Raw genomic sequence first — 18817 nt, forward strand, 5'->3', positions numbered from 1 at the left:
CCCGACACGAACCCGCCGCCGCACACGCCCCGATCCAAGACCGGCCCCCACAAGCGGCCGCCTCCCCGCGTCGACCTGCGCCGCTTCCCCCTGCAACCGTCCGCCTTGGACCGGCTCACCCCGCCCGCTGCACCCCCATCGCATCCTCGCGCGCCAGGATCGGCGCCACGACCCCTGCCAGCGCGTCCGCCGCGCGGTCGTGCAGATCCGCGCCGGGCAGGGCATTGCGGGCCCGCGTGGTGCCGTCGGCATGCACTTGTCCACGCAGGTCGCGCCGTCCGAAAGGATCGTCCCAGACCTCGGCCAGCCCGGCCGTTCCGCGCCGCACCGTGTCCAGCATCGCGCGCGTCACGAACAGCGGATCGCCCTCGACCGCGTCGCCGCCATCGTCAGGCGGGCGGCTGCCCATCCACAACAGCACCGCAGGCCGTCCCAGTGCCGCGCAAAGCGCCAGCATCCGCGCCGGCCACAGGCTCTGCAACTCGTCCCGCACCGCCGAAAAGCGCCGGGGCGATTCCGCGTGCAGCGCCTTCAGCATGTGCCGCACGAAGACATGTCCCGAAAAGTCGGTGCGCGGATAAAGCCGGCGCAGCGCGTCGGTCTGCCGGATCACCCGGTCGTTGCGCCGCGCATGCAGGCTGTAGAGCCCGTTCGACAGCAGATGCGCGCCGGTGATCTGCACCACGACCAGCCGCGCGGTCCGCGCTATCGCCAGCACCGCCTCGTCCGCCGCCAGCGCGTCGATCCCCGCATGCGCGGCACCCAGATTGACCACCGGCACGCCGATCCGCCGTTCCAGCAGTTCGGGCCAGGGCAGGGCGACGTTGGCGCCGAACGTCTCGGACCCGCCCAATGCCGCGACATGGCCGCCGACGACGACCCGCGCCGGTCCCCGGAAGGTCAGCCGCGACGCGCCATAGCGGCAGGGCACGATTTCCGCCGTGCCGCCCTTTCTTCGCACTCGTTCCAAAGCCCGACCGCCCGTTGCCCTCGACAGCCGCCACCCTGGCAAAAGGAAGTTCCCGATTCGCTAAAGCGCCAATTCGTCGAACATTGTCGGCGCCGCGGCTTGCATCGGCGAAGGCGCGGCGCATAAGGTCGCGCGGCAATCGGGGGACAGAAATGGATATCAGAACCGTCGGAATCATCGGCGCGGGCCAGATGGGCAACGGCATCGCCCATGTCTTCGCGCTGTCGGGCTACGACGTTCTGCTGACCGACGTGAACGAGGCCGCGCTGAAGCGCGCGGTCGAGCTGGTCGAGGGCAATCTCGGCCGCCAGGTCACGCGCGAAAAGATCAGCGCCGAGGATCGCGATGCCGCCCTGGCGCGCATCAGGACCACTTCGCAACTGGCCGATCTCGGTCAGAGCGATCTGGTGATCGAGGCCGCGACCGAGCGCGAATCCGTCAAGGACGCCATCTTCGCCGAGCTTGTGCCCCATCTCAAACCCGACACGATCCTGACCTCCAACACCTCGTCCATCTCGATCACGCGGCTGGCCAGCCGCACCGACCGGCCCGAGAAATTCATGGGCTTCCACTTCATGAACCCCGTCCCGGTGATGAGTCTGGTCGAGCTGATCCGCGGCATCGCCACCGACGAGGAAACCTATCGCCTGCTGCTCGACGTGGTCGAACGGCTGGGCAAGACCGCCGCCGTGGCCGAGGATTTTCCCGCCTTCATCGTCAACCGCGTGCTGATGCCGATGATCAACGAAGCGGTCTATGTCCTTTACGAAGGCGTCGGCAACGTGCTGTCCATCGACAAGGCGATGAAGCTCGGCACCAATCACCCGATGGGGCCGCTGGAACTGGCCGATTTCATCGGGCTGGACACCTGTCTCGCCATCATGAACGTGCTGCATGACGGGCTGGCCGACACCAAATATCGCCCGTGCCCCCTGTTGACCAAGTATGTCGAGGCGGGGTGGCTCGGCCGCAAGACGCAGCGCGGCTTTTACGATTACCGCGGCGACGTCCCCAAACCCACCCGCTAGGTCAGTCGATGACGCCCGTGCGGCGCATCCGGCGGGCATAGAGCCACAGCAGGATCGCCGCGACGCAGGCCCCCAGCATGACCGCGATGCCGCCCTGTCCCGCGACCGCGCCCAGCGACGGGATCGAGAACGCGATCATCCACACCGTCAACACGACCGTCGCGATGGCCGACACCGCCAGCAGCAGCGGCGCGAAGGCGGCGCGCGCCGCCATCAGGACGATGCCCAGCAGCCCGCCCCAGACGGCGATGCCCCAGGCGCCCTCGACCCAGGCCGGCAGCGTCTCGACGAACATCCGCTCGCCTGCATCCAGCGGGCCGGTCCAGAACCCCGCGCCGTATTGCGTCACCAGATAATCGAAGCATCCGAACAGATGCCACAGCCCGCCCAGAAACACGACAGGCCAGAAATGCCACGGGGGTTGCCGCATCGTCCTCTCCTTCGTCACGGCCTGCAATCTGGCCCGGATCGGGCCGGGGTTCCAGTGCAATCGCATGTCTTTGCAGGGTTGCAAGGCTGGTGCGGGTGGTCGGACTCGAACCGACACTCCTTGCGGAAAGGGTGTTTGAGACCCTCGCGTCTACCATTCCGCCACACCCGCCCGTCGCCGTCAGGCAGCCGCCCGCCGGTAGCGCGGATCGGCCGACCGGGGATCCAGCCCCGGACGGCGGCGGTCTAGCGCCCCGCGCGCCCAAGGGAAAGACCCAATCGCGTCAGAGGGCGGGCGTTCCGAACGTATCGCACCGGCGCAAGTCGCCGCTGTCATAGCCGCGGGCGAACCAGCGCTGGCGCTGCGCGCTGGTGCCGTGGGTGAACGTCTCGGGGCGCGGCACCCGGCCCGCCTGCTGCTGAAGCCGGTCGTCCCCGATCTGCCGCGCCGCGTTCATCGCCTCGCCCACGTCGCCGGGGTCCAGCGTGCCGAACCTGTCCTGCTGGTGGCGCGCCCAGATGCCCGCATAGCAATCGGCCTGCAACTCGACCCGGACGGATACCGCATTGGCGTCGCCGCCGCGCGCGCCCGACGCCTCGGTCCGCGACAGCGTGCCCAGCACGTTCTGCACGTGATGGCCCACCTCGTGCGCGACGACATAGGCCTGCGCGAAATCGCCCCCGGCCCCCAATTGCCGCTGCATCACCGCAAAGAACTGCGTGTCCAGATACACCTTGCCGTCCGCCGGGCAATAGAACGGCCCCGTCGCCATCGACGCCCCGCCGCAGGCGCTGCTTGTCGCGCCGCTGAACAGCACCAGCACCGGGGCGGGATATTCGGCGCCCAGCTGGTCGGCGAAGACGACCGACCAGACCCGTTCGGTGTCGCGCAGCACGACCGACACGAACTGCGCGGCCTCCTCGTCGGCGGGGCCGATCGGGCGCTGCGCCTGCGGTCCCGCATCGTCCAGCAGCGGCGTCAGATCGACGCCCAGGAACCAGCCCACCGCCACGACGGCCAGCACCGCCAGACCGCCGCCACCGCCCAGCGCGACGCCGCCCCGGCCGCGCCCGCCGCGGCGGCGATCCTCGATGTTGCGGCTGCCCTGCCGCCCGCGCCATTGCATCCCGGTTGTCCTCTCGTCCTTGTGCACGCCGCTGCCGCCGGTCCGCTTGACCCCGCGCGCCGCCCATGCTGCATGACCCCGTCAGCGAACGGAGCCGCCATGATCCTCGCCACAACGAACCCGCCGTCAAGCGATGCCCGCGAAGCCGCCCGCCGCCTGATGCTGCTGGCCGCGACCGGATCGGTGGCGCTGCTGGCGGGGGCCTACACGTTTCAGGCGATGGGCTATGCGCCCTGCGCCATCTGCTATTGGCAACGCTGGCCGCACATGCTGGCGGCCCTGCTGGGGATCGTCGCCATCTTCCGTCCCGCCCGCCTCGTCGCGGCGGCGGGCGGGCTGGCGGCGGCGGCGACGGGCGGCATCGGCGTCTATCACACCGGCGTCGAACGCGGCTGGTGGGCCGGACCGTCCTCGTGCACGGGGGGCGGTTCGCTTTCGGGCCTCAGCGGCGCGGACCTGCTGGCGACCGACATCGCGGGCCGGGTCGTCATGTGCGATCAGGCCGCATGGACCTTCGCCGGCCTGTCGATGGCATCGTGGAACGCGGTCTTCTCGTTCGCGCTGGCCGCGCTCTGGGTTCTCGCCGCCCGCCGCGCCGCCTAGGACGCGATGCCGCTGCGGCGACGCCACGCCGCCCAGTCTTCGGGCGTGTCCAGATCCAGCACCGCCCGCGCGTCCGCCAGCGGCAGCAGCCCGACCCGTTCGTTGCGCAACAGCCCGCGCGCGCCCGTGTCGCCCCGCAGCGCCGCGATGGCGGGATACAGCCTGCGCGGCAGCACCACCGGCTGACCGGGCCGCCCGTCGCACGTCGCCGCGCGCATCGCCGCGTCGGGCGGTCCCGCCATCCACGCATCGGCCAAAGCGCGCAGATCGTCGGCGGCGATCTCGGGCATGTCGGCGGGCAGCACCATCAGCGCCGGGAACGCTTGGGCGGCGGCGACAGCCGCGCGCAGCGACGCCGCCATCCCCTCGGACGCATCGACCCCGATGCAGCGGATCGCCGATCCGCGCAGGGCCGCGCGGCGCGGCGGCGCGTCAGGGGGCAGGGTGGCGATGCCCGCCAGCCCCGCCGCGGCGATCCGGTCCGCCAGCACCCGCAGCAGCGGCACGCCGCCGACCGTCTCCAGCAGCTTGTCGCGCCCGCCCATGCGCGACGACGCGCCCGCCGCCAGCAGCGCGACCAGCGGCGCGGTCACTTCTCGGGCAACAGCCCGCGCGGCGCGAAGCGCAGCACCAGCAACAGCACGACCCCCATCGTCAGCAGCCGCATATGCGCCGCCGCGTCCTGAAGATGCGTCCGCAGCGCGCTGGTCTCGGGCAGGCCGGCGGTGATCGTCTGCATCAGCCACAGGCCCACGGGTTCAACCTGCACCCACAGGAACCAGATCAGGAACCCGCCCAGCACCGCGCCGTAATTGTTGCCCGACCCGCCGACGATCACCATCACCCAGACCAGGAAGGTGAACCGCAGCGGCTGATAGGCGGTCGGCACAAGCTGGCCGTCCAGCGTCGTCATCATCGCGCCCGCCAGCCCCAGCACCGCGCTGCCCAGGATAAAGATCTGCAAATGCCGGCGCGTCACGTCCTTGCCCATCGCCTCGGCCGCGACCTCGTTGTCGCGGATGGCGCGCATCATCCGCCCCCAGGGCGATTTCAGCGCCATCTGCGACAGCCACAGAAGGATCCCCAGCACCGCCAGGAACAGCGCCATGTATCCCAGCTTGACGGCGATGGACGACGCGATCACCGGATCGGCGCCCAGCGCGCCCACGCCTTCGACGAACGCGGCGGATTCCTGCAAGTCGATCTCGTAGGGGACGGGGCGGGGCAGGCCGATCACGTTCTTCACGCCGCGCGACAGCCAGTCCTCGTTCTTCAGCACCGCGATGATGATCTCGGCGATGCCCAGCGTGGCGATCGCCAGATAGTCCGACCGCAGCCCCAAGGCCACCTTGCCGATGGCCCAGGCCGCCGCCGCCGCCAGCAGCCCGCCCACCGGCCAGGCCAGCAAAATCGGCAGCCCCAGTCCGCCGAGGTATCCGCTGACCGCCGGATCGACCGCCTCGATCGCGCTTGCGGCCGGGTCATAGACGGCGCGGAACGCGAAGAACCCGCCGATCAGCAGTACCGTCATCGCCAGCGTCCGCGCGGTGCCCGGCGCCATCCGCTTCCAGACCAGCGCCGCCGCCGCGATGACGCCCGCGCCCAGCGCCAGGGCCGCCAGCAGACGCGCGCCGCCCGCTTGCCACGCCTCGGCCACGGGCGGCATGCCGATCAGCACGGCGGCCAGCCCGCCCAAGGCCACGAACCCCATCACCCCGATGTTGAACAGCCCGGCATAGCCCCACTGCATGTTCACGCCCAGCGCCATGATCGCGCTGACCAGCCCCATATTGACGATGCCCAGGGCGACGTTCCAGCTTTGCATCACGCCGCTCAGCACGATCAGCGCGGCCACCAGCGCGAAAAGCCAAACCCCCCTCATCCCGATTTCCCCCTGAACAACCCCGTCGGCCGGAACAGCAGCACGATCACCAGGATGGCGAAGCTGACCGCGAACTTGTAGTCGGTGCCCAGCAACTGCACCAACCCGTCCGGCCCCCACCCGTCGGGCAGCAGATAGACCAGCACCTTCTTGAACGCATAGGTCACGGTCACTTCGGAAAACGCGATGACGAAGCCGCCGACGATGGCGCCCACCGGGCTACCCAGGCCGCCGACGATGGCGCTGGCGAAGATCGGCAGCAGAAGCTGGAAATAGGTGAAAGGCTTGAACGACTTGTCCAGCCCGTAAAGCGTGCCCGCCACCGTCGCCAGTGCCGCCACGATGATCCAGGTGATGGCGACGACGCGCTCGGGGCTGATGCCCGACAGCAGCGCCAGATCCTCGTTGTCGGCAAAGGCGCGCATCGACTTGCCGGTGCGCGTGCGGTTGAGGAACCAGAACAGCAGCGCCACCACGATCACCGCCGTGATCAGCGTGATCGCCTGCGAGGTGCGCAGCGTCAGCGCCTCCTGCAATCCGGTCGCCTCGCGGAACTCGCGCGCCGACAGCACGAAGCGCGCGCCGTCGTCGAAACTCTGGTCGTCCACCCCGATGATGAACCGCACCACGCCGTTATAGATGAACATCAGGCCCGTGCTGACGATGACCAGGATCACCGGCGCCGCCTTCTGCCGCCGGTAGAACCGATAGACCGCCCGATCCGTCAGCAGCACCAGCGCCGCCGCCCCGAAGATGCCGACCGGCATCGCCAGCAGCGCCGTCGGCACCGGACCCAGCGACAGCCCCGCGCCCTGCAATGCCCATGTGACCAGGATCGTCACCATCGTGCCGAACGCCATCGTGTCGCCATGCGCGAAGTTGGAGAACCGCAGGATCGCATAGATCAGCGTCACCCCCAACGCCCCCAGCGCCAGTTGCGCGCCATAGGCGCTGGCCGGAATGACCACGAAGTTCATCAGCGCCACGAAGGCGTTCAGCAGGTCCATAGGGCCGTCCGTCCTGTCGCGATCCTGTCCATCATCCCCCCAGGAAACTCCGCCGCACGTCGTCGTCGGCCAGCAGGTCCGCGCCGGTGCCGGTGAAGGCGTTCGATCCCTGCACCAGCACATAGCCCTTGTCGGCGATCTCCAGCGCCTGACGGGCGTTCTGCTCGACCATCAGGATGCTGATGCCGGTGCGGGCGACCTCAATGATGCGGTCGAACAGCTCGTCCATGACGATGGGCGACACACCCGCGGTCGGCTCGTCCAGCATCAGCACGCGCGGCTGCGTCATCAGCGCGCGGCCCACGGCGACCTGCTGGCGCTGCCCGCCCGAAAGCTCGCCCGCCGCCTGCCGGCGCTTGTCCTTCAGGATCGGGAACAGGTCATAGACCTGCGCCATCGTCCCCCGGATGTCGTCGCGTCGCAGGAACGCGCCCATCTCCAGGTTCTCCTCGACCGTCATCGAGGTGAAGATGTTGCTGGTCTGCGGCACGAAGGCCATGCCGCGCGCCACCCGGTCCTGCGGGCTCAGCGCGGTGATGTCCTCGCCCTCCAGCCGCACGGCGCCGCCGCGAAGATCCAGCATCCCGAACACCGCCTTCATCGCCGTGGACTTCCCCGCGCCGTTCGGCCCGACGATCACCGCGATCTCGCCCGGATCGACGCCGATGGTGCAGTCGTGCAGGATGTCGGCGCCCTTGCCATAGCCACCGGTCATCCGCTCGCCGATCAGGAACGGCGCGGTATCGTCGCGGGGCAGAGGATGCACGCCCGAGGCGGTCCCGACCCGCATCGTGCCGCCGCCCGGACGGGTGATCGACCGGTCCTTGTTGCCGCGATCCCCGTAACCCGAGCCGCTCATGCGGGCCTCCGTCGCGACTTGTACGTTTGGGGGCCTGAACTGGACATCTTGTACATCTCAGGACGCCTTGTTCTTCAGTCCGGTGCCCAGATAGGCCTCGATCACGCGCTCGTCGGCCTTGATCTCGTCGATGGTGCCCTGGGTCAGGACGCGCCCCTCGGCCATGACGATGACCGTCTCGCACAGCCGCCCGATGAAATCCATGTCATGCTCGATCATGCAGAAGGTATAGCCCCGCTCGCGGTTCAGCCGCAGGATCGCGTCGCCGACCGTGCCCAGCAACGTGCGGTTCACGCCCGCGCCCACCTCGTCCAGAAACACCACCTTGGCGTCCACCATCATCGTGCGGCCCAGTTCCAGCAGCTTCTTCTGCCCGCCCGAAAGATTACCGGCGCGTTCCTCTTTCAGGTGATCTATGGTCAGGAATTCAAGGACTTCATCGGCCTTCTTCAACAACGCCGCTTCTTCCTGGCGGATCCGCGCGCGATGGAACCAGGCGTTCCAAAGCGTCTCGCCCGACTGGCGGGCGGGCACCATCATCAGGTTCTCGCGCACCGTCATCGACGCGAATTCATGCGCGATCTGAAAGGTCCGCAGCAACCCGCGGTGGAAAAGATCATGCGGCGGCAAGCCGGTAATATCCTCGCCGTCCATCGTCACGCGGCCGCTGGTCGGGGAAAGAACGCCGGCTATGACGTTGAAAAGCGTCGTCTTTCCCGCACCGTTGGGTCCGACGAGTCCGGTGATGGAACCGGTTGCAATTTCAAGGGTTGCGCCATCGACGGCACGGAAACCGCCAAAGTGCTTGTGAACGTCCGAAACGACGATCATGTCCCTAACTCCCAGGCACGGAACGACCTGTCCCCGGTCGGCAGCGGCCAAAACGTCGTCAAAGGCAGCCCGGTGGATCCTTCCGCCGGGCTGTTTTTCATGTCAGCGGAAGGTGACGGTCTCGTACTCGCCGTCCTTCACGACATATTCGCGATAGTTTCCAGCGGCTTCGCCCGCGCCGATCAGCTCGACATTGGTGGCGCCGACATAATCCACGTCGCCCCCGTCGGCTAGGATCTGCATCGCCTTGCCCAGCTCGCCCGGCAGGATCGGCTCGCCCGGCGCGTTGGCCACTTCCATCACCTTGGACTTGTATTCGTTGGCATCCGTGGATCCCGCCGCCTGCATCGCCATCGCCAGCAACGCCATCGCGTCATAGCTTTCGCGGGTATAGGTGCTTTCGGCGTCGATCTGGGCTTCGTCCGCGAGGGTTTGGAATGCACTGGTGCCTTCCCCTTCCGACCACGGCACCGCGCCGAAGCTGCCGTCCATGGCCGCGCCGACATCGTCCAGCAGCGACTGCATGTACATCCCGTCCGCCAGCATGAAGCGGTCGAAGCTGCCCGCATCCAGCGCCGAGCGGATGATTCCCTTGCCGCCCTGGTCGCCATAGCCCAGCACCACCAGAACGTCGCCGCCCGCGCTGTCCAGCGCGCCGATCTCGGCCGAGTAATCCGCCTTGCCGTCCTCGTGCGGCGCGTTCAGCGTCACGGTGCCGCCCTGCGCCTCGAACGACTGGATGAAGGCATCGGACAGGCCCTTGCCGTAATCGTTGTTGGTATAGGTCACGGCGACCGTATCGATGTCCTGATCGGCCAGAATCTGCGCCAGAACCTCGCCCTGGCGGGCGTCGCTGGGCGACGTGCGGAAGAACAGGTCGTTGTCGTCCGCGCTGCTCAGCCCCGGCGAGGTGGCCGAGGGCGAGATCATCGCGATGCCGTTCGGAACCGCCACATTGGCCAGGACGGCGCCCGTCACGCCCGAACAATCGGCGCCCATGATCGCGGCGACACCGTCCGACGTGACCATCCGCTCGGCGGCGGCGGTGGCGGCGGCGCTGTCGATGCAGGTGCTGTCGGCGCGTACCGCTTCCAGCATCCGGCCGCCCAGAATGCCGCCCGCCTCGTTGATCTGGGAAATCGCCATCTCGGCGCTGGCCGTCATGCCGGGCACGATGGATTCGATCGGTCCGGTATAGCCCAGCAGGATGCCGATCTTGACCGGCCCCGCATCCTGCGCGGCGGCGGCGGTCGCGATGGCGGAAATGGCGGTCGCGGATAGCAGCTTCTTCATTGTCGTCTCCCTGTCGCCCGGTTCGGGTCATCTTCTTCGATCCGAACTCTAGGCAGCGCGCAATCAAAAGAAAAGACCTGCATTAACGGCGCTCACCCGTCCGCGCGCGTCCGCGACAGGCGTGTGCCGAACGGCGTGGTGCCGAAGGCCACCCTGTAGCAGCGCGAGAAATGCGAGGGCGAGGCGAAACCGCAGGCGAGCCCCACATTGATGACGCTCAAATCCGTCTGCGCCAGCAGGTTGCGCGCCCGTTCCAGCCGCAGGTCCAGATAATACCGCGCGGGCGAGCGTCCCAGATGCCGCCGGAACAGCCGTTCGATTTGCCGCGCGCTCAGCCCCGCCTGCTGCGCCAGCAGGGCGGGGCTGACCGGCTCCTCGATCCGGGCCTCCATCGCGGCGATTACCGCCGCCAGGCGCGGGGGCATGCCGCCGGGCCGTCGTGTCGCCGCCCGCGCCTCATTTCCGCTGGCTTCGGGCAGCGCCAGACGGCCTGCGACCGCGCGTGCCAGATCCTCGCCGTGATCCTGTGCCAGAAGGCGCAGCATCAGATGCGCCGCCGCCGCGCCGGCCCCCGCGCTCAGCCGGTTGCCGTCCTGCACGAAAGGCGCGCGCGCCAGCGTGACATCGGCGAATTCCTCGGCGAAGGCATCGGCGAGAGCAGGGTCGATGGCCGCCTCGCGCCCCTCCAGCAGCCCGGCGCGCGCCAGCACCCAGACACCTGTTCCCAGACCGCCCATTCGCAGACCGCGCCGCGCCTCGCGCCGCAGCCAGCTGATCATGCGCCGCCCCGTCGCCCGTGCGATGCCGGGGCCGCCGCAGATCAGCACCGTTTCGCCGCGCGCAAGATCGCGCAGATCGCCGTCCGGCGTCACCGTCACGCCTTCGCTCGATACCACGGCCCCGCCTTCGCCGATCAGCGTCCAGCCCGGCGCATCGGCGCGGATCGCCGCCGCCAGCCGCAGCACCTCCAGCGCGGCGGCAAGGGTCAGCAGCGAAAACCCCGGCATCGGGACAAGGACGAACCGCACCGTCCGCGGCAGGCCATCCGCACTCGCCCCCTTTCGGACATCGCCCATCGCCGCACACCCCCGCACCGACACGATCCTCCGATTACCCCATCGCCGCGCGGTCCGCATCGGCGGTTTTCATCGGCGGTTTTCATCGGCTGGGGGCGCCCCTATAAGAATACGGCACAAGAAGGAGCGCGGACATGGCACAATGGCAGAAAACCGGATGGCGCGACCGTCCGCGCGTGCAGATGCCCGACTATACCGATGCGGACGCCCTGCATGCCGTCGAAAGCCGCCTGTCGCGCTTTCCGCCGCTGGTCTTCGCCGGCGAGGCGCGGCGCCTGCGGCGCGAACTGGCCGCCGTCAGCCGGGGCGAGGCGTTCTTGCTTCAGGGCGGCGATTGCGCCGAAAGTTTCGCCGAATTCAGCGCCGACACCATCCGCGACACGTTCAAGGTGATGCTTCAGATGGCGATGGTGCTGACCTATGGCGCCAAGGTTCCGACCGTGAAGGTCGGGCGCATGGCCGGCCAGTTCGCCAAGCCGCGCAGCGCGCCCACCGAAACCGTCGGCGACGTCGAATTGCCCAGCTATCGCGGCGACATCGTGAACGGCTTCGACTTCACGGCCAAGGCGCGCATCCCCGATCCCGCCCGCATGCTCGAAGCCTATACGCAGGCCGCCGCCACGCTGAACCTGCTGCGCGCTTTTTCCACCGGCGGTTTCGCCGATGTCGCGCGCGTCCATGCCTGGACGCTGGGCTTCACCGATGACGACGAGGCGGAAAAATACCGCGACATCGCCAACCGCATTCAGGATTCGCTCGATTTCATGGCGGCGGCGGGGCTGACGGCCGAAACCGCGCACGAACTCGGCAAGGTCGATTTCTATACCAGCCACGAGGCGCTGCTGCTGGAATACGAGGAGGCGCTGTGCCGCGTCGACAGCACCAGCGGCCAGACCATCGCCGGCAGCGGCCACCTGATCTGGATCGGCGACCGCACCCGCCAGCCCGACGGCGCGCATGTCGAATTCTGCCGCGGCGTCGCCAATCCCATCGGCCTGAAATGCGGCCCCTCGATCACGACGGACGATCTGCGGCGGTTGATCGACATTCTGAACCCCGCGAACGAACCCGGCCGGCTGACGCTGATCGCCCGGTTCGGCGCTGGCAAGGTCGGCGATCATCTGCCGCGCCTCATCCGCTGCGTCGAGGAGGCGGGCGCCGATGTCGTCTGGTCCTGCGATCCGATGCACGGCAACACGATCAAGTCCGCGTCGGGCTACAAGACCCGGCCGTTCGATTCGGTGCTGCGCGAGGTGCAGGAGTTTTTCGCCGTGCATGCCGCCGAAGGCACCGTGCCGGGCGGCGTTCATTTCGAGATGACGGGCAAGGACGTGACCGAATGCACCGGCGGCGTCCGCGCGGTCAGCGACGAGGATCTGTCGGACCGCTATCACACCGCCTGCGATCCGCGCCTCAATGCCAGCCAGGCGCTGGAACTGGCCTTCCTCGTGGCCGAGGAACTGGGCAGCCGCCGCACATCGCGCCCGCAGCTCGCCTCGGCGCTTTGACGGCGGCGCTCAGGCGCTGTGAACCAGATGCAGCGACGCGCGCCGGCGGGCCACGGCGCGGGCTGCATCCGCTTCGGCGAACGGATCGCCGTCCGTCGATTCGGCTTCGTCGCGGTCGCCATAGCCGATTAGCGTGCGCCGGTCCTGCGCCGAGATCGTGAACCGCTGCGGCGCCCGGCCCGGCGCCGCGTCGCTGTCGAGGCAGCCGATGGCGCTGACCACCGCGCCGTCGCGCCCCCGCAGCGGCAGCATCAGCAACCGGCCCTTGACCCGGCCGAACAGCCCCGCCCGCGGCCCCGTCAGCGTCAGTTCGATCCGCGCCGGTTCGGCAAAGACCGCCTCGACCGCGTCGGCCAGCGCGGCGCGCGCATCGGGCACGAAGAACGCGCTCAGCGGCATGCCGCGCACGTCCATCCCCATCAGGTCGGCCAGATGCGCGCCGCCCAGCCGCAACCGGCACACGCCCGGCGCGATCCGTTCCACCATGAACACCCGGTCGAGGATGGCGGCGATGCCGCGCGGATCCATGTCGGCCCGCTGCGGCATGATGCGGCCGTCGCAGCGCGCCTGCCAGAAGCGCGACAGCAGCGCCAGCGGATCGCCCGTCGGGGCCAGATGCCCGTCGACCAGCGATACGACATGACCCGCGCCGGCCACCGTGTCGGAACCGATATTCATCTCGCCTGTCTCCGTCTCTCCGCCGGCCCACGCGGTTGTGAGCGGTCCGGGCCTCTGCTAACCGACGCCATGCCGGGGCAGGGGCCGTCGTCGAACAGGATATAGCACGACGGATATCCGAATTCCGTAGCATTTGAAACGAAGGGTTAACCTGATGATTCAAGGCGGGGATCCGGGCGGTCCTGTCTCGATGACCGGATTCGCCACGCGGCAGGGCGAAAACGATGGCTGGCGTTGGGTCTGGGACATGCGCGGCGTGAACGGCCGCGGGCTCGACCTGCGCTTCCGCCTTCCCGACTGGATCGAGGGGCTGGAAGCGGTCCTGCGTCCGCTGGCGCAGGGGGCACTGGCGCGCGGCAACGTCCAGATCGCCCTGCGCATCCACCCCCAGGCCGATTCGGACGGCCCCGATACCGGGACGATCCAGCGCGCGCTGGACCGGATCGCGGCGGTGGAGGACGCGGCCATGGCGCGCGGCGTGGCGCTGGCCCCCTGCCGCGCGATCGACGTGCTGAACCTGCGCACCGCGACAGCGCCCGACGCCGCCGATCCCGCGCCGCTTCGGGACGCCTTGGCGGCGCAGTTCCGGGACGACGTTCTGCCCGCCTTCGCGCAGGCCCGCCGCGCCGAGGGGCGGGCGCTGGCGGCGGTCCTGTCGGGCCAGATCGACGCCATCGCCGCGCTGGTCGAACGGGCCGGCACCCTTGCCGCGTCCCGTTTGGCGCGCGCCCCCGCCGAGATGCAGGCGGCGCTGGACCGGATCGGCGCCGCGGCGCCCGATCCCGACCGTCTGGCGCAGGAGCTGGCGCTGCTGGCCGTCAAGGCCGACGTGACCGAGGAGATCGACCGCCTGCGCGCCCATGTCGATGCCGCGCGCCTGCTTCTGGCCGAATCCGGGCCGGTCGGCCGCAAGCTGGATTTCCTGACCCAGGAACTCAACCGCGAGGCCAACACCCTGTGCGCCAAGGCGCAGGATGCGGAACTCGCCACGGTCGGGCTGGACCTGAAGACGGTCATCGACCGGATGCGCGAACAGGTGCAGAATGTCGAATGATCCCGTCCCGCCGACCCCCGCCCGGCGCGGGCTGCTCATCATCCTCAGCTCGCCCTCGGGGGCGGGCAAGACGACGCTGGCGCGTCGGCTGATGGCCTGGGATCCGGGGCTGCGCTTTTCCGTCTCGGCCACCACCCGCCCCCCGCGCGCGGGCGAGGTCGAGGGTCGCGAATATTTCTTCCGCGACCGCGCCGCCTTCATGGCGATGGTCGCCGCCGGGCAGATGCTGGAACATGCCGAGGTTTTCGGCGAACTCTACGGCTCGCCCGCGCTGCCGGTCGAGGAGGCGACGCTGGCGGGCCGGGACGTGCTGTTCGACGTGGACTGGCAGGGCGGGCAGCAGATCCGCAACTCGATGCTGGGCAAGCATACACTGTCGATCTTCATCCTGCCGCCCTCGATCCCCGAACTGGAACGCCGCCTGCGCGCGCGCGGTCAGGACAGCGACGCCGTCATCGCCGCCCGCATGCGCAAAAGCCGCGACGAGATCAGCCATTGGCCCGAATACGATTACGTCCTCGTGAACGACGATCTGGACAGGACCGAGAAAAAGCTGAAAACAATCGTCAGCGCCGAACGGATGCGCATTTCCCAGCAGCCCGGCCTCGTCGAGGTCGTCCGCCACCTCAACCGCGAATTCGAGGCCAGACAATGACCGTTTATGCCCTTGGCGACCTGACCCCCATGCTCGACCCCGGCGGCACGACCTGGGTGGCGCCCGGCGCCCATGTCATCGGCAAGGTGATCCTGGGCGCGCGTGTGTCGATCTGGTTCGGCGCGGCGCTGCGCGGCGACAACGAACCGATCGAGGTGGGCGAAGGCACGAACATCCAGGAAAACTGCGTCCTGCATACCGATATGGGCTTTCCGCTGACCATCGGCCCCGATTGCACCATCGGCCACAAGGCGATGCTGCACGGCTGCACCATCGGGCGCGCGTCGCTGGTCGGCATGGGCGCCACCGTGCTGAACGGCGCGGTCATCGGCGACAAATGCCTGATCGGCGCGGGGGCGCTGGTGACGGAAGGCAAGCGCATCCCCGACGGATCGCTGGTCGTCGGCGCGCCGGGCAAGGTGGTGCGTCAGCTCGACGATGCGGCGATCGAGGCGCTGCATGCCTCGGCCCTGCATTACCAGCAGGCCGCCGCGCGTTTCCGCGACACCCTGACCGCGCTGGACTGAGGCACTGATGACCGACACCCTCGTCCGCCGCACGCCATGGCCCGAAAGCGCCAGCCGGGCCGTCGTGACCCCGCTGCAACCGTCCGTCGTCTATGCCGCCGAAAGCCCCGACGCGCTGGACGACCAGTATGAAGGCCGCGCGCCGGGCTATGCCTATGCGCGCGAAGGGCATCCCAACGCCGATGTCCTGGCCGCCAAGATCGACGCGATGGAGGGGCTGTCGGGCGGCTTCGTCACCGGCTCGGGCATGGCGGCGGTCGCGGCGGCGGCGATGGGCATTCTTCGGGCCGGCGATCACATCCTGGGCGCGAATCAGCTTTACGGCCGGTCGCTGCGGATGATGTCCACCGAATTGCCGCGCATGGGCGTGATGACCGGCCTCGCCGATCCGACCGACGCCGCCGCGATGGCCGCCGCGATCCGCCCCGAGACGCGCATGATCCTGATCGAGATCGTGTCGAACCCGACCCTGCGCGTCGCCGATCTGCACGGCATCGCCGCGCTGGCCCGAGACCGGGGCATCCTGCTGGCGGTGGACAACACCTTCACCACGCCCCGCGCGATCCGCCCGGCGGATCACGGCGCCGATATCGTCATCCATTCGGTGACGAAGCTGCTGGCGGGCCATTCGGACGCCACGCTGGGCTATGTCGCGGCGCGCGATCCCGCGACCAACGACCGGATGCGCGGCTTCGCCACCACGCTGGGTCTGACGGCCAGTCCTTTCGATTGCTGGCTGGCCGAACGCGGGCTCTATTCCTTCGATCTGCGCTATGACCGGGCCGAGGAAAACGCCCGCATCCTCGCCGACCGTCTGGACGGCCTGCCGGGGATGCGCCGCGTGCTTTATCCCGGCCGCGCCGACCATCCCGACCGCGACCGCGCCGCCGCCCTGCTGGGCACGCGCACCGGTAACATGGTCACGTTCGAGATCGACGGCGGGCGAGACGCGGCGAACCGCCTCGTGCGGGCGGCGCGCAACATCGCCTTCGCGCCGACACTGGGGGATATCGGCACCACGCTCAGCCATCCGGCCACTTCTTCGCACCGCGCGCTGTCGCCCGAGGACCGCGCCGCCCTGGGCCTGTCCGAAGGATCGTTCCGCGTCTCGGTCGGGGTGGAACCTGCCGATCTGCTCTGCGCCGAGTTCGAGGCCGCGATCCGCGCCGCGGCGTCCTGACGGCGCGGGCGGATCAGGCCACGCGCACCGCCTGCGCGGCGGTCACGGTGACGATGTCCATGCGCAGCCCCGGAAAGGCCAGCCGCAATTCGCTCAGCACCATGTCGGGCCGGGGCAGGGGCGCCGAGACGATCCGCAGCATCCCGCGATACCCCCGATGATGCAGGAACCGCGCGACATCGAACGAATCGAATCCCCTGGAAAACAGGGGGGCCACCACGATGTCGGGCATGTCGTCCGACCAGATATCGCAGATGCCGGGAAAATCCGCCTCGCTTATGTCGGCGCGGGCGGAACAGGTTCTGGCGCCCGCATGCCGATCCTCCGCAGTTCCGACCAGAAGGACGGCTGGCAGACGATCTGAATGGCAAATGCGACAGTCCATGCTGTTCCCCACATCTTCGGCAACAATCCGCTTACAGAAGATCGCGCGCCGCCGTCAAATGTTTCCCCGCAAGATGACGTCGCGTCCACCCGACAAAGACCGGCGGCGGTTCGATTTCACCCCGAATTTACGGTCCGTCGCGCGGCGGTTGCGATGCGTGGGGCGCAGGGGCAGAGTGTGCGCATGACCGACAGTCGCCCCGGACGCCCGATGACCCCTGCCACGTTACTCGCCGCGCTCGCCCTGACGGCGGCCGCCACCGGCGCGGCCATCGCGCAGGGCCGCGATCAGGTGCAGATCGCCGGATCCTCGACCGTGCTGCCCTATGCCACCATCGTCGCCGAGGCGTTCGGCGAGAATTTCGACTTTCCCACCCCCGTCGTCCAATCGGGCGGATCGTCCGCGGGGCTCAAGCTGTTCTGCGAGGGGCTGGGCGAACACACCGTCGACATCGCCAATGCCAGCCGCCCGATCCGCCCGGCGGAAATCGCCGCCTGCGCCGCCAACGGCGTGACCGACATCATCGAGGTCCGCTTCGGCTATGACGGCATCGTTCTGGCCAGCCTGACGGACGGCCCCGACTTCACCGCGTTCCAGCCCGCCGACTGGTATCGCGCGCTGGCCGAAACGGTGCCGGTGGACGGGCGGCTTGTCCCGAACCCGAACGCGCGCTGGTCGCAGGTCGATCCGGGCCTGCCCGACGTGCCGATCACCGCCTTCATCCCCGGCACCAAGCACGGCACGCGCGAGGTGTTCGAGGAAAAGCTGATCCTTCAGGGCTGCCGCGACAGCGGCGCGCTGGCGGACATGCTGGCCGCCGGGATGGACGAGGATGCCGCCGAATCGGCCTGCATGGCGATCCGCAAGGACGGTCGCGCCGTTGACATCGACGGCGACTATACCGAAACGCTGGCCCGCATCCAGTCGAACCCCGAAGGCATCGGCGTCTTCGGCCTGTCGTTCTTCGAAAACAACGCCGACAAGCTGAAGGTCGCGACCATAGGCGGCGTCGAACCCACCGCGCGATCCGTGGCCGAAGGCGCCTATCCAGTGTCGCGCCCGCTGTTCTTCTACGTCAAGAAGGCGCATGTCGGCGCCATTCCGGGCCTCAGGGAATACACCGAATTCTTCCTGTCGGATCAAGTCGCGGGGCCGGGCGGGCCGCTGGCGCGCTATGGCCTGGTGCCCGACCCAGAACTGGCCGCGACGCGCCGCGCGGTGCAGGACGAGAAGACGATGTGACATCCGCCCGCCGGTCGTGCTAGGGGCCGCGCGAATGGCACCGCGAACGACATCATGCCGCTGATCTGGCTTCTGGTCCTGCTGGGCCTTCTGGCGGCGGCGGGCTTCGTGGCCGGGCGCCGGCGCGCGCTGGCTTCGGCGGGCGGCGACGGGCGGGGCCTGCATTCCTTGCCGGTCTATTACGGCGCCAACGTAGTGCTGTCGGCGCTGATCCCGTCCTTGACCCTGCTGGCGGTGTGGACGCTGCTGCAACCGCCGCTGCTGGAGGCGTGGATCGCCCCCTCGATCCCCGACAGCGCCATCCCCCCCGCCTCGGATCGCGCGCTGATCATGAACGACGTGCGCCGCATCGCCGGCGGGCTCGACGCGCTGGCGGCCCAGGGGCGGCCCGTCGCCGCGCCTTCGGACCTGCGCGCCGAACTGGGGCGCGTCGGCGTGCCGGTGATCGGCGACATCGCCCCCCCGGTGCTGGCCGCCGCCGAA

21 protein-coding genes and 1 tRNA gene are annotated in these 18817 nt (G+C 69.1%); 9 read left to right on the forward strand and 13 right to left on the reverse strand.

Going from position 1 to position 18817, the window contains the following annotated elements; genetic code table 11:
* Positions 1–115: 115 nt before the first annotated feature.
* Positions 116–961: a DUF6473 family protein gene (locus OCGS_RS03470; protein WP_040610455.1), complete on the reverse strand. Its 846-nt coding sequence runs from the start codon at positions 959–961 to the stop codon at positions 116–118.
* A 161-nt stretch (positions 962–1122) separates the two neighbouring features.
* Here OCGS_RS03470 and OCGS_RS03475 point away from each other — a divergent pair, with 161 nt between their 5' ends.
* Positions 1123–1998 (forward strand): 3-hydroxybutyryl-CoA dehydrogenase, encoded by an 876-nt coding sequence (locus OCGS_RS03475; RefSeq protein ID WP_007425842.1) that lies wholly within the window; start codon positions 1123–1125, stop codon positions 1996–1998.
* Position 1999: 1 nt separating this feature from the next.
* Here OCGS_RS03475 and OCGS_RS14470 read toward each other — a convergent pair whose 3' ends face one another.
* The 3 genes from OCGS_RS14470 to ypfJ all read right to left on the reverse strand — a co-directional run bounded on the left by OCGS_RS14470 (position 2000) and on the right by ypfJ (position 3554).
* Positions 2000–2428: a hypothetical protein gene (locus OCGS_RS14470; protein WP_007425843.1), complete on the reverse strand. Its 429-nt coding sequence runs from the start codon at positions 2426–2428 to the stop codon at positions 2000–2002.
* 87 nt (positions 2429–2515) lie between these two features.
* Positions 2516–2599 (reverse strand) — tRNA-Leu (locus OCGS_RS03485).
* 112 nt (positions 2600–2711) lie between these two features.
* Positions 2712–3554 carry a KPN_02809 family neutral zinc metallopeptidase gene (ypfJ, locus tag OCGS_RS03490; protein ID WP_007425844.1) on the reverse strand — a complete coding sequence of 281 codons (843 nt, stop codon included), beginning with the start codon at positions 3552–3554 and terminating at the stop codon, positions 2712–2714.
* A gap of 99 nt (positions 3555–3653) precedes the next feature.
* Between ypfJ and OCGS_RS03495 the strand changes: the two genes are divergently transcribed.
* The gene (locus OCGS_RS03495) at positions 3654–4157 is read left to right on the forward strand and encodes a disulfide bond formation protein B (RefSeq protein WP_007425845.1); all 504 of its coding nucleotides are present in this window, start codon (positions 3654–3656) and stop codon (positions 4155–4157) included.
* On the opposite strand, the gene OCGS_RS03500 is transcribed toward OCGS_RS03495, so the two are convergent.
* The 7 genes from OCGS_RS03500 to OCGS_RS03530 form a co-directional block, all read right to left on the reverse strand.
* Positions 4154–4750, reverse strand: coding sequence for a nucleotidyltransferase family protein (locus tag OCGS_RS03500; RefSeq protein WP_007425846.1), 597 nt, complete (start codon positions 4748–4750; stop codon positions 4154–4156). The genes OCGS_RS03495 and OCGS_RS03500 overlap by 4 nt on opposite strands.
* Positions 4747–6039, reverse strand: a complete 1293-nt coding sequence (locus OCGS_RS03505; protein WP_007425847.1) for a branched-chain amino acid ABC transporter permease — start codon at positions 6037–6039, stop codon at positions 4747–4749. The genes OCGS_RS03500 and OCGS_RS03505 overlap by 4 nt, the downstream gene beginning before the upstream one ends.
* Positions 6036–7046 (reverse strand): branched-chain amino acid ABC transporter permease, encoded by a 1011-nt coding sequence (locus tag OCGS_RS03510; protein ID WP_007425848.1) that lies wholly within the window; start codon positions 7044–7046, stop codon positions 6036–6038. Before OCGS_RS03510 ends, OCGS_RS03505 begins: the two co-directional genes overlap by 4 nt.
* A gap of 31 nt (positions 7047–7077) precedes the next feature.
* A complete protein-coding gene (locus OCGS_RS03515; RefSeq protein ID WP_007425849.1) occupies positions 7078–7905 on the reverse strand; it encodes an ABC transporter ATP-binding protein in 828 nt (275 codons plus the stop codon).
* A 57-nt stretch (positions 7906–7962) separates the two neighbouring features.
* The gene (locus tag OCGS_RS03520) at positions 7963–8736 is read right to left on the reverse strand and encodes an ABC transporter ATP-binding protein (protein ID WP_007425850.1); all 774 of its coding nucleotides are present in this window, start codon (positions 8734–8736) and stop codon (positions 7963–7965) included.
* 102 nt (positions 8737–8838) lie between these two features.
* The gene (locus tag OCGS_RS03525; RefSeq protein WP_007425851.1) at positions 8839–10029 is read right to left on the reverse strand and encodes an ABC transporter substrate-binding protein; all 1191 of its coding nucleotides are present in this window, start codon (positions 10027–10029) and stop codon (positions 8839–8841) included.
* Positions 10030–10121: 92 nt separating this feature from the next.
* The gene (locus tag OCGS_RS03530) at positions 10122–11123 is read right to left on the reverse strand and encodes a GlxA family transcriptional regulator (RefSeq protein ID WP_007425852.1); all 1002 of its coding nucleotides are present in this window, start codon (positions 11121–11123) and stop codon (positions 10122–10124) included.
* 116 nt (positions 11124–11239) lie between these two features.
* On the opposite strand from OCGS_RS03530, the gene OCGS_RS03535 reads away from it, so the two are divergent.
* Positions 11240–12613, forward strand: a complete 1374-nt coding sequence (locus OCGS_RS03535) for a class II 3-deoxy-7-phosphoheptulonate synthase (protein WP_007425853.1) — start codon at positions 11240–11242, stop codon at positions 12611–12613.
* A 9-nt stretch (positions 12614–12622) separates the two neighbouring features.
* Here OCGS_RS03535 and OCGS_RS03540 read toward each other — a convergent pair whose 3' ends face one another.
* Positions 12623–13291 (reverse strand): PAS domain-containing protein, encoded by a 669-nt coding sequence (locus OCGS_RS03540; protein ID WP_007425854.1) that lies wholly within the window; start codon positions 13289–13291, stop codon positions 12623–12625.
* A 154-nt stretch (positions 13292–13445) separates the two neighbouring features.
* Between OCGS_RS03540 and OCGS_RS03545 the strand changes: the two genes are divergently transcribed.
* The 4 genes from OCGS_RS03545 to OCGS_RS03560 are packed head-to-tail and all read left to right on the forward strand — an operon-like array spanning position 13446 to position 16707.
* Entirely contained in the window at positions 13446–14345 is a 900-nt protein-coding gene (locus tag OCGS_RS03545; protein ID WP_007425855.1) for a YicC/YloC family endoribonuclease, read from the forward strand.
* The gene (gmk, locus tag OCGS_RS03550; RefSeq protein WP_007425856.1) at positions 14335–15000 is read left to right on the forward strand and encodes a guanylate kinase; all 666 of its coding nucleotides are present in this window, start codon (positions 14335–14337) and stop codon (positions 14998–15000) included. Before OCGS_RS03545 ends, gmk begins: the two co-directional genes overlap by 11 nt.
* Positions 14997–15527, forward strand: a complete 531-nt coding sequence (locus tag OCGS_RS03555; protein WP_007425857.1) for a gamma carbonic anhydrase family protein — start codon at positions 14997–14999, stop codon at positions 15525–15527. The genes gmk and OCGS_RS03555 overlap by 4 nt, the downstream gene beginning before the upstream one ends.
* A gap of 7 nt (positions 15528–15534) precedes the next feature.
* A complete protein-coding gene (locus OCGS_RS03560) occupies positions 15535–16707 on the forward strand; it encodes a trans-sulfuration enzyme family protein (RefSeq protein ID WP_007425858.1) in 1173 nt (390 codons plus the stop codon).
* Positions 16708–16720: 13 nt separating this feature from the next.
* Here OCGS_RS03560 and OCGS_RS14730 read toward each other — a convergent pair whose 3' ends face one another.
* Positions 16721–16939, reverse strand: a complete 219-nt coding sequence (locus OCGS_RS14730; RefSeq protein WP_083848186.1) for a hypothetical protein — start codon at positions 16937–16939, stop codon at positions 16721–16723.
* A gap of 363 nt (positions 16940–17302) precedes the next feature.
* Between OCGS_RS14730 and OCGS_RS03570 the strand changes: the two genes are divergently transcribed.
* Together OCGS_RS03570 and OCGS_RS03575 are read left to right on the forward strand one after the other, a co-directional pair.
* Positions 17303–18334 (forward strand): substrate-binding domain-containing protein, encoded by a 1032-nt coding sequence (locus OCGS_RS03570; RefSeq protein ID WP_040610471.1) that lies wholly within the window; start codon positions 17303–17305, stop codon positions 18332–18334.
* Between the two features lie 54 nt (positions 18335–18388).
* A partial coding sequence (locus OCGS_RS03575; protein ID WP_040610459.1) for a phosphate ABC transporter permease family protein occupies positions 18389–18817 on the forward strand: 429 nt, incomplete at its 3' end.

It is taken from the genome of Oceaniovalibus guishaninsula JLT2003 (assembly GCF_000299575.1).
In the GTDB taxonomy this organism is placed as follows: Bacteria; Pseudomonadota; Alphaproteobacteria; order Rhodobacterales; family Rhodobacteraceae; genus Palleronia; species Palleronia guishaninsula.